At 68.7% G+C, this 6,927-nt stretch carries 3 protein-coding genes; 2 read left to right on the forward strand and 1 reads right to left on the reverse strand.

What is annotated here, in order from left to right:
- The first annotated feature begins 100 nt into the window (after nucleotides 1–100).
- On the forward strand, nucleotides 101–994 hold the full coding sequence (locus tag RT456_RS16740) for a LysR family transcriptional regulator (RefSeq protein ID WP_313348210.1): 894 nt from the start codon (nucleotides 101–103) through the stop codon (nucleotides 992–994).
- A gap of 428 nt (nucleotides 995–1,422) precedes the next feature.
- Here the strand turns inward: RT456_RS16740 and RT456_RS16745 are convergent, their stop codons facing one another.
- On the reverse strand, nucleotides 1,423–4,371 hold the full coding sequence (locus RT456_RS16745) for an EAL domain-containing protein (RefSeq protein WP_313348212.1): 2,949 nt from the start codon (nucleotides 4,369–4,371) through the stop codon (nucleotides 1,423–1,425).
- A 319-nt stretch (nucleotides 4,372–4,690) separates the two neighbouring features.
- On the opposite strand from RT456_RS16745, the gene RT456_RS16750 reads away from it, so the two are divergent.
- A complete protein-coding gene (locus RT456_RS16750) occupies nucleotides 4,691–6,814 on the forward strand; it encodes a M13 family metallopeptidase (RefSeq protein WP_313348214.1) in 2,124 nt (707 codons plus the stop codon).
- Nucleotides 6,815–6,927: the final 113 nt, after the last annotated feature.

A 6,927-nucleotide genomic window follows, 5' to 3' on the forward strand; every position in this document is an offset into this window, starting at 1 on the left:
CCGACCGGCAGCGCCGGGGGATCCAGGCGATCAGCGTATTGCGTCGACCCGGACCGATAAATACGATGATCCGACGCTGTTCATTCCAGGAACCGCAACAATGGACACCCTAGAGGCAATGCGCGTGTTCGTGGCGGTGGTCGAGCGCAACGGCTTCAGCGCCGCCGCGCAGGCGCTTGATCTCTCCACTGCCGGCGTCACCCGCCAGATCGCGGCACTGGAGAAGCGCCTGTCCGCGCGGCTGCTCAACCGCACCACCCGCCGGGTGAGTCCCACCAGCACCGGCGCGGCGTACTACGAACAATGCGTGCAGCTGCTGGCGCAGTTCGATGCGTTGGAGGCGGGCATCGGCGCACAGGCGCTGGCGCCCTCGGGCACGTTGCGGATCAATGCGCCGGTCAGCTACGGCATCGCCCGGCTGGGCCCGCTGCTGGCCGGTTTCCGCGCGCGTTACCCGCAGGTGCAGCTGGATCTGTCGTTGTCCGACCGGCTGGTGGACATGGTTGAGGAAGGCTACGACGTGGCGATCCGCATTACTCGCCAGCCCGGCCCGTCGCTGATTGCCCGCAAGCTGGCCGAGACCCGCATCAGCCTGTGCGCGGCGCCCGCCTACCTGGCCGCGCACGGCCACCCGCAGCAACCCGAGGACCTGGCCGCGCATGAGTGCCTGGGTTACAGCTACTGGGCCGGCGGCGACGCATGGCCCCTGCACGGTCCGCGTGGCGAGGTCTCGGTAGCGGTGCACGGCGGCGTGCGCGCCAACAACGGTGACGTGCTGCGCGAAGCGGCCATTGCCGGGCTGGGCATCATCGTGCAGCCCGACTTCCTGGTCGCCGACGCACTGGCCGACGGCCGCCTGCAGCGCGTATTGCCGGAGTGGGAAGTGCCGCCCATCGGCATCTACGCGGTGTATACCAGCCGCAACCACCTGGCACCGAAGGTGCGCAGTTTCATTGATTACCTGGTGGAGGCGCTGGCGGAACCTGCGGGGTGAAGGTGATGGGGGGCATGTGATTGGGTGCATGCCGCGCGGCACATGCGATGGATTAGTTGCCGCGTGCACGCGATTGGGGACATGCGATTGGGGACACGACGCGTGCACGCGACTGGGAATATGCGACTGGAAACATGACGCGTGCATCCGACTGGGAACATGCGACTGGGTAGAGCCGACTGTTAGTCGGCTGCTCTCCGCTGGATGCGTCAACCTCCGCGCGCTGCGCGCGCAGCCGACTAACAGTCGGCTCTACCCCGCCGGTTTCGCCCCGCCGGTTTCGCCCCGCCGGTTTCGCCCCGTCGGTTTCGCCCCGTCGGTTTCGCCCCGTCGGTTTCGCCCCGCCGCTTTCGCCCCGCCGCTTTCGCCCCAACGGTTTCGCCCCAACGGTTTCGCCCCGCCGGTTTTGCCCCGCCGGCGCGCTGGCGCTATGCGTCCGCCGTCTCCAGCCGCCCGATCACATCGGCCAAGGGTGCCGGGCGGCCCAGCAGGTAGCCCTGCACCTGGTCGCAGCCGTGCGCGGCCAGCCACTCGTGCTGGCCCGGTGTTTCCACGCCCTCGGCAATGATCGTCAGTCCCATGCTGTGGCCCAGGGACAGCAGCGCGCGGCAGATCGAGGCGTTGCGCGGGTTGGTTTCCACGTCCGCCACGAAGCTGCGGTCGATCTTCAGGATGTCCAGCGGCAGGTGCTGCAGGTAGGACATGTTCGAATAGCCGGTGCCGAAATCGTCCAGCGAGATGCAGATGCCCTGCTCGTGCATGCGCTGCATGGTCTGCTTGGCCTGGCCGGGTTTGCGCATCAGGCTGCTCTCGGTCAGCTCCACGTGCAGTGCGCCACGGGCCAGCCCGAACTCCTGGCTGGCGCGGGTGAATTCGGCCACCAGGTCGCTGTTGAAGAACTGCACGGCCGAGACGTTGACCGCGATCGGCAGGTCCCAACCGGCGTCCACCAGTTGCCGCTGCGCACGCGCCGCTTCGCGGATCACCCAGCGGCCCAGCGCCAGGATCAAGCCGGTGTCCTCGCACAGCTGGATGAATTCACCCGGCGGAATGAAACTGCCGTCGGCCTGTGGCCAGCGCAGCAGCGCCTCGAGTGCCGCAGGGGTGCCGTCGGTGGCATGGCAGATCGGCTGGAAGTACAGCGCGAACTCGGCATCGATCGCGCTGTGGATGCGCCCGGCCAGGCGCAGCCGGTCGGCCAGCCGCGAACTCACCGTGCTGTCGAACCAGGCAATCACGCTGCCCTCGTCGCGTGCGGCATGCGCGGCCTGCGCGGCCATGCTGATGACCTGCTCGGCGCTGATCACGTCGCCGTCGAACTTCACCGCCACGCCGATCCGCGGCTCGAACTGATGCAGCCAGTCCTGCCCGCGCACCGGCTCGGACACCGTCTGTACCAGGGTGTCCAGCGCCGACTGGCGCTCGTGGTCGTCGCGGATGGCGAAGATGAAATCCTCGGCCGGCTGGAAGGCCAGCAACCCGTAGCGCACGCCCAGCCCACCCAGGCGCTTGGCCATGGCCTGAAGCACCACGTCGCCGACTTCCCGGCCCAGCGTATCGGCTACCAGCTGCAGACCGCGGAACTGCACATAGGCGATGGTGTAGCCGCCGCCCTCCTCGTCCAGCTGCGCGGCCAGCGCGCGCGTGTTGAGCAGGCCGGTGGCCGGGTTGTGGGTGGCGTGGTAGGCCAGGTCGCGCTCGTAGGCCATTCGGTCGCTGATGTCTTCGGCCAGCACCAGGCAGGCCTCGCGCCCATCGAAATCCAGCCGGGACAGGTGCGCGCGCACCTCGAACAGGGTGCCGTCCTTGCGCCGGTGCAGGCGCACCTTGGCATCCTGAAGCTCGCCGGTGCTGGCACTGGCGATCGCGGCGCGGATTTCTTCCCAGCCCTCGCGCGGGCGGATATCCAGGATGCTCATCGCCAGGAACTCGTCGCGGCTGTAGCCGTACTGGCGCACCGCCGCTTCGTTGACCTCCAGGAACCGCAGCGTGTCCGGATCGAACACCCAGAATGGCGCCGGGTTGCGGTCGAACAGCAGGCGGAACTGGCGCTCGGCCTGCTGCGCGCGCGCCAGTGCCTGCACCCGCTCGCTCACATCGGTGAGCGCACCCATCATGCGCCGTTCGCGGTCGGCCGCACCCACCTGCTGGCCACGCGCCGACACCCAGCGCACGTGCCCGCCCGGCAGCACGATGCGGAACATCTCATCAAGCACGCCGTTGTTGGCAAAGGCGTGGTCGAAGGCGGCCTGCAGGCGTTCGCTGTCTTCCCGGTGCACGCGGTTGAAGAAGTCGGCGACCGGCAGGAAATCCAGGTCGATGCCGAAGATCTCGCGGGCCAGCGGCGACCAGCGCAGCACGGCCGCGTCCTCGTCCACCGTCCAGGTGCAGATCTTGCCGACCTGGTGGGCCATGCGCAGCTCGGCATGGCCGGTGCGCAGCTCCTGGCTCATCGCATCCTGGCGGCGGGTGGCGCGGCGCAGGCTGGTATAGACCAGCGCGAACGCGCCCCAGTACAGCAGGAACAACCCCAGCGATGCCTGCACGTACGGCCACCAGGGCGCCAGCACGTCCTGCCGCCCCAGCCCGGCGTACACCGCCAGCGGGTACTGGCCCAGCGTGGTCAGCGTGGAGATGCGTTCAACGTGATCGATCGGGCTGGTTTCGATGCCCAGCGGGGTCACCGCGTCGCGCCGCACCATTTCCCGCCGCGCCAGGTCGAAGCGCTGCCCGGTGAGGCCTTCCCGGTCCGGGCTGCGGGCCAGCACGTAGCCGCCCGCATCGCTGATCGAGATGACACCGGTACGCCCGGTGTCCAGCCCGCTGATGATCGATTGCAGCTCGGTGGTGTGCAGCCGGCTCAACAGCCAGCGGTCCTCGCCCATGCGCAGCGCCAGCGGCAGTACCCACCGCTGCGCATCGAGCAGCTGTGGCGGCCCCACGTACAGATAGCTCTCCACCCCACGGTGGGTGTCCACCGCCCACAGCGGCACGTTCAGGTCGCCGCTGCCGCTGGTCAGCGCGCGCCCGTACTGGTCCACCACCACGATGCTGTCCAGCTCGGCATGCCGCTGCAGCACCCCGCCGATGGCGTCGTCCAGCAGGTCGGGGGCCTGCGCCGGCACGCGCTCGAACAGCTGCGCGCCATCGGCGGCAATGCCGCGCATGGCCCGTTCCAGGTTGCGCAGCTCCAGCCGCAGCAGGCGCTGCGAACCGGCCGCCAGCGCCGAACTCTGGCGTTGCGCCGCTTCCTGCCGGCGCTGGAAATCGTTGACCAGCATGACCACCAGGCCGACGCCCAGCAGGCCGCCGAGCCCGAGGCCCAGCCACACGATCGTCCGCAACGGCCGCGCCATGGCGTGGCTCATCGCGGGCATCGCGTACCTCTTCCACAGTGACGGGCTGGCTTCATCTGCAAACGCTTTCCTGGTTTCCCCAAACCTGAGCGGCCAATGTCGCAATTTCTTGATGCCCCCCTTGCAGGTTTCCCCACCTGCGAGGCCTTGGTCCAGCTCTCCTGGCCCAGCATGCACCAGCCGGCGCGGCGCGGGAAGCGGGTTAACGGCCGTCACACCTTGAAAGCGGCCGGCCGCCCATTCATTTCATGGGCGCGGTGCGACGCGCTCTCAGGAAGGGTACATCCAGGACACAGGGGTGCGGATTAGACTTGGCGTTTTCCCGTTGCCTGAGAAGTCCATGTCCAAGCTGCGCCGCCCTACCCTGATGCTAGCCATCGCCGCCAGCCTGTCGCTGGGCCTGGCCGCCTGCGACCGTGAGCCCGCCGCCCCGGCGGCCACCCCCGCCGCCGATGCCGCCGCCACGCCGCCGGCCGCGCCCAAGCCGCAACTGGGCAGTTTCGGCTTCGACGCCAGCGGCATGGACCGCGGCGTTGCCGCCGGTGACGATTTCTTCGGCTTCGCCAACGGCACCTGGGTGAAGAACACCGAGATCCCGGCTGACCGCTCCAGCTTCGGCAGCTTCAACGTCATCTCGGAAAAGACCCTGGCCGACACCCGCGCCATCCTTGAGGGGGCAGCGGCAGATGCCAAGGCCAGCGGCGAGACCAAGCTGATTGGCGACTACTACGCCGCCTTCATGGACGAGGCGGGCATCGAATCGCGCGGCATGGGCGTGATCAAGCCTGAACTGGACGCCATCGGCGGCATCACCGACAAGGCCGCGCTGGCCACCGCCCTGGGCGGCACGCTGCGCGCCGACGTGGACCTGCTCAACGCGACCAACTTCTACACCGACCGTTTGTTTGGCACCTGGGTGTCGGTGGACCTGCTGCAGCCGGACCGCAACGCCCCGTACCTGGTGCAGGGCGGGCTGGGCCTGCCCGACCGCGACTTCTACCTGCAGGGCGGCCGCATGGCCGAGCTGCGCAAGCAGTACCAGGCCTACATCGCCCAGGTGCTGCAGCTGGCCGGCGTGGCCGACCCGGCGGCCAAGGCGCAGCGCATCCTCGCGCTGGAGACCCGGATCGCCCAGGTGCACGCCACCCAGGAAGAAACCAACGACGTGGCCAAGGGCGCCAATGCCTGGAAGCAGGCCGACCTGAGTGCCAAGGCGCCGGGCATGGACTGGCCGGCTTTCCTGGCCGCCGCCGGCCTGGACAAGCAGGACGATTTCATCGTGTGGCAGCCCAAGGCCGTGGCCGGCATCTCGCGCCTGGTGGCCACCGAGCCGCTGGATGTGTGGAAGGACTACCTGGCCTTCCACGCGCTGGACCGCGCCGCGCCGTACCTGCCCAAGGCCATCGCCGACGCGCGCTTCGCCTTCCACGGCACGGCCCTCAACGGCACTCCGCAGCAGAGCGAGCGCTGGAAGCGTGCGGTGGATGAGAGCAACAGCGCCGTGGGCGAAGCGATCGGCAAGCTGTACGTCGAACGCCACTTCGACCCGGCCACCAAGGCCCGCGCCGACGAGATGGCCAAGAACATCATCGCCGCGTTCGCCAAGCGCATCGACGCGCTGGAGTGGATGTCGCCGCAGACCAAGGCGCATGCCAAGGCCAAGATCGATGGCCTCACGGTGGGCATGGGCTACCCCGACACGTGGCGCGACTACACCGGCCTGGAAGTGAAGCGCGACGACGCGCTGGGCAATGCCGAACGCGCCAGCCTGTTCGAGTACCGCCGCAATCTGGCCAAGCTCGGCAAGCCGGTCGACCACGGCGAGTGGGCGATGCTGCCTCAGACCATCAACGCGATGAACGTGCCGCTGGAAAACCGCCTGGTGTTCCCGGCCGCGATCCTGCAGCCGCCGTTCTTCGACGGTGCTGCGGACGACGCGGTGAACTACGGCGCGATCGGCGCGGTGATCGGCCACGAGATCAGCCACGGCTTCGACAACGCGGGTGCGCTGTTCGACGAGACCGGCAAGCTGCACAACTGGTGGACGGCCGAGGACCTGAAGAAGTTCAACGCCGCCGGCGACGCGCTGGCCGCGCAGTTCAGCAGCTACCAGCCGTTCCCGGGCGTGTCGGTCAACGGCCGCCTGACCCTGGGCGAGAACATCGCCGACGTGGCCGGCCTGGCCACCGCCTACGACGCTTACCAGCTCTCGCTGCAGGGCAAGCCGGGCCAGACCCTGGAAGGCTTCAGCCCCGACCAGCGTTTCTTCCTGGGCTTCGCCCAGGCGTGGCGCAGCAAGGCCCGCGAACAGGCCCTGCGCAACTCGCTGCTGACCAACGTGCACGCCCCCGGCCAGTTCCGCGCGCTCACCGTGCGCAACCTGGACGCGTGGTACCCCGCGTTCGACGTCAAGGAAGGCCAGAAGCTGTACCTGGCCCCGGACAAGCGGGTCAAGGTGTGGTGACACGGACGGGCGCTTCGGCGCCCGTTTTTTTTGAAGCTTGGCGGTCGGTCTTCGATCAGATCTGCCGCGAGCGTTGAGGGCCCCGCCGCGGCCGGCAGGCCCCTATGCAAATG

Source organism: Stenotrophomonas sp. (assembly GCF_032099025.1).
Taxonomy (GTDB): domain Bacteria; phylum Pseudomonadota; class Gammaproteobacteria; order Xanthomonadales; family Xanthomonadaceae; genus Stenotrophomonas.

Excerpts from the sequence above, each read along its gene's own strand:
- RT456_RS16745 (WP_313348212.1), bottom strand. The coding sequence starts at position 4,371 with ATGCCCGCGATGAGCCACGCCATGGCGCGGCCGTTGCGGACGATCGTG.
- RT456_RS16740 (WP_313348210.1), top strand. The coding sequence starts at position 101 with ATGGACACCCTAGAGGCAATGCGCGTGTTCGTGGCGGTGGTCGAGCGC.
- RT456_RS16750 (WP_313348214.1), top strand. The coding sequence starts at position 4,691 with ATGTCCAAGCTGCGCCGCCCTACCCTGATGCTAGCCATCGCCGCCAGC.